Source organism: Ruegeria sp. L11 (genome assembly GCF_056531755.1).
The window spans coordinates 1-1138 of record NZ_JBQFMI010000050.1; the positions used below are offsets into that span (position 1 = coordinate 1).

General features: G+C 55.0%; 1 pseudogene. It reads left to right on the top strand.

The window, feature by feature from the left end:
- A pseudogene (locus ACR0CE_RS20505) lies at window positions 1-1065 on the top strand (IS3 family transposase); the annotation flags it as partial.
- Window positions 1066-1138: the final 73 nt, after the last annotated feature.

Sequence of the window (1138 nt, forward strand, 5' to 3'; positions counted from 1 at the left end):
AACCGGCTGCTCAAAAAAAGCATGTTCGAGGATGGGGGAGACGACGAATGAGATATCTGTCACCCAACAGTCGCTGCTTGCAGCGATGAGAGGGCAACATCCGAAAAGCTTGAGATCATCCGGCTGGTTGACGGTTCGCACCTGCCGATCAAACGCACACTGGAAAAGCTCGGCATTCCCAGAACGACCTTCTACCGCTGGTACGACAGGTATCTGTCTTTCGGCGAGGCCGGGCTTGAGGATCGCCATTCCCGGCCAGGTAGGGTTTGGAACCGCATCCCCGACAAGGTGCGCAAGCAGATCGTGGAACTGGCTCTGGAAGAACCCGAGTTATCGCCCCGCGAGCTTGCGGTGCGGTTCACCGACACCAGGCGCTACTTCGTTTCTGAGGCCAGTGTTTACAGGCTTCTGAAGGCACAAGATCTGATCACTAGCCCAGCCTGCATCACCATCAAAGCGGCGGATGAATTCCATGAGAAGACTGTGCGGCCGAACCAGCTTTGGCAGACCGACTTCACCTATCTCAAAGTCATCGGTTGGGGCTGGTTCTACCTGTCTACGATCCTGGATGATTACAGCCGTTACGTTGTCTCTTGGCGCCTTTGCACCACGATGAAAGCTGACGATGTCACAGGAACGCTGGAAGACGCTTTGGCTGCATCAGGTTGTGACAGTGTCACCGTTGCCCACAAGCCCCGGCTGCTCAGCGACAACGGCAGCAGTTACATCTCTGGCGAGTTGGCGAAATGGCTGGATGAGCAGGGTATGGATCATGTTCGGGGAGCGCCCAACCATCCGCAGACCCAGGGCAAGATTGAGCGATGGCATCAGACGATGAAGAACCGTGTCCTGCTGGAAAACTACTATCTGCCAGGAGCGCTCGAACAGGCCATCGGCGACTTCATCAATCACTACAACCACAACCGATACCACGAGAGCATCAGCAATCTGACACCCGCCGATGTCTATTTCGGTCGAGCCGAAACAATCCTCAGACGCAGAAAGGAAATCAAACACCAGACAATCCAGAAACGCCGCTTGCTGCATCATCAGAACGCGGCGTAGATTGAAACTGCGGCGAGCCTGATCCTCCTAAGCCAATCAAACGCTCGTGTTCCAAATCATTCGATGACGGACA